Raw genomic sequence first — 2,231 nt, forward strand, 5'->3', positions numbered from 1 at the left:
CCGCTGCTGGACGAAAGCGACACCGCATTCGCGATCAGCGTCTCGGGCAAGTGGATCCTGGGCGCCAACGACGACATCCGCTACATGTACTCCAGCGGCGCCGGCATCGGCCGCTACCTGGGCCTGGGCCTGGCCAGCGACCCCCTGCAGCAGGCCGACGGTTCGCTGCAGGCGCTCGACGGCCAGGGCGGCTACGTGGCCTGGCGCCATGCGTTCAATCCCAGGCTGCGCGGCAACCTGTTCGTTTCAGCCGCGTCGTATGACAACAACCCGCTGATCAGCGGGCTGGCCGTAACCAGGTCGGCGCGCTCCATCCACGCCAACCTGATCTACACGGTGCTGCCCAAGCTGGAGATCGGCGCCGAATTCATCCACGGCAACCGCGAAATCGAAAGCGGGCTGGACGGCGACCTTCGCCGCCTGCACATGCACGTGAAGTACAGCTTCTGACCCGGGGGACTACCTGATGGCCACCACCGCAAGCGCAACGCACGACATCAACGGCAAGCCGTTGACCGCCGGGCACAAGAAAGTGATCTTCGCCTCGAGCCTGGGAACGGTGTTCGAGTGGTACGACTTCTACCTTTACGGATCGCTTGCCGCCATCATCGCCGCGCAGTTCTTCAGCGGCGTGAACGAGACCACCGGCTTCATCTTCGCGCTGTTGGCCTTTGCCGCCGGCTTCGCGGTGCGGCCGTTCGGCGCCATCGTGTTCGGACGCCTGGGCGACATGATCGGGCGCAAGTACACGTTCCTGGTCACCATCGTCATCATGGGCATCTCGACCTTCCTGGTCGGCATCCTGCCCAGCTACGGCAGCATCGGCATCGCGGCACCGGTCATCCTGATCGTGCTGCGCATGCTGCAGGGCCTGGCGCTGGGCGGCGAGTACGGCGGCGCGGCAACCTACGTGGCCGAACATGCGCCGCACGGCAAGCGCGGCCTGTACACCAGCTTCATCCAGACCACGGCCACCATCGGCCTGCTGCTGTCGCTGCTGGTGATCCTGACGGTTCGCGAGACCGTGGGCGTCGAGGCCTTCGCCGAGTGGGGCTGGCGCATCCCGTTCCTGCTGTCCATCGTGCTGCTGGGCATTTCGGTGTGGATCCGCATGCAGCTGTCGGAGTCGCCGCTGTTCCTTGAGATGAAGGAGAACGGCACGCTGTCCAAGGCACCGATCACCGAGAGCTTCTTCTCCAAGAACGGCAAGATTGTGCTGCTGGCCCTGCTGGGCGCCACGGCCGGCCAGGCGGTGGTGTGGTACGCGGGCCAGTTCTACGCGATGTACTTCCTCACCCAGTCGCTGAAAGTGGACAGCACCACCACGTGGATGCTGATTGGCGGCGCACTGATCATCGGCACGCCGTTCTTCATCTTCTTCGGCTGGCTGTCGGACAAGATCGGCCGCAAGCCGATCGTGATGGCCGGCTGCCTGATCGCGGCACTGACCTACATGCCGCTGTTCCAGGGCCTGACCCACTACGCCAACCCCGCCATTGCCGAAGCCAGCGAAAGCTCGCCCGCCGTGGTGGTTGCCGACCCGGACACCTGCAGCTTCCAGTTCGATCCGATCGGCAAGAAGAAGTTCACCAGCTCCTGCGACATCGCCACCGCGGCCCTGGCCAAGGCGGGCGTGCCGTACAGGGTTGAGCCGGCCCCGGCCGGCACCTTGGCCACGTTGCGCATCGGCCAGACGCCGGTGAGCAGCTACGAGGCGGAGGGCCTGGCGCCCGCCGACGCCACCGCACAGGGCGCGGCGTTCAACACCTCGCTCAAGGCGGCGCTGACCCAGGCGAAGTACCCGGAGAAGGCCGACGATGCCCGCATCAACAAGCCCATGGTGCTGCTGATCCTGACGATCCTGGTGCTGTACGTGACCATGGTTTATGGGCCGATCGCCGCGTGGCTGGTGGAGCTGTTCCCGACCAAGATCCGCTACACGTCCATGTCGCTGCCCTACCACATCGGCAACGGCTGGTTCGGCGGCTTCCTGCCCACCATCTCGTTCGCGCTGGTGGCGGCCACGGGCAACATCTACTACGGACTGTGGTACCCGATCGGCATTGCGCTGATGACCTTCGTGATCGGCTGCCTGTTCCTGCACGAAACCAAGGACGTGGACATCACCAAGTAACCGCTCCCTCCCCGGCCGGGACCCCAACCGGCCCTTCCCAACCGCCCGCGCCCGGGGGGCCCGGGCGTTTTTTTGGGGGTAACAGGGGGTGGGGGGG

The 2,231-nt window shown here is 65.6% G+C and carries 1 protein-coding gene and 1 pseudogene; both read left to right on the top strand.

The features are described 5' to 3' along the window. Positions 1–450, top strand: a pseudogene (locus K0M70_RS11000) (hypothetical protein); the annotation flags it as partial. A gap of 16 nt (positions 451–466) precedes the next feature. Beyond that, a complete protein-coding gene (locus tag K0M70_RS11005) occupies positions 467–2,134 on the top strand; it encodes an MFS transporter (RefSeq protein ID WP_290781904.1) in 1,668 nt (555 codons plus the stop codon). The last annotated feature ends 97 nt before the right edge of the window (positions 2,135–2,231 follow it).

The sequence above is a fragment of the Arenimonas sp. genome, from assembly GCF_019459675.1.
Taxonomy (GTDB): Bacteria; Pseudomonadota; Gammaproteobacteria; order Xanthomonadales; family Xanthomonadaceae; genus Arenimonas.

Excerpts from the sequence above, each read along its gene's own strand:
- K0M70_RS11005 (WP_290781904.1), top strand. The coding sequence starts at position 467 with ATGGCCACCACCGCAAGCGCAACGCACGACATCAACGGCAAGCCGTTG.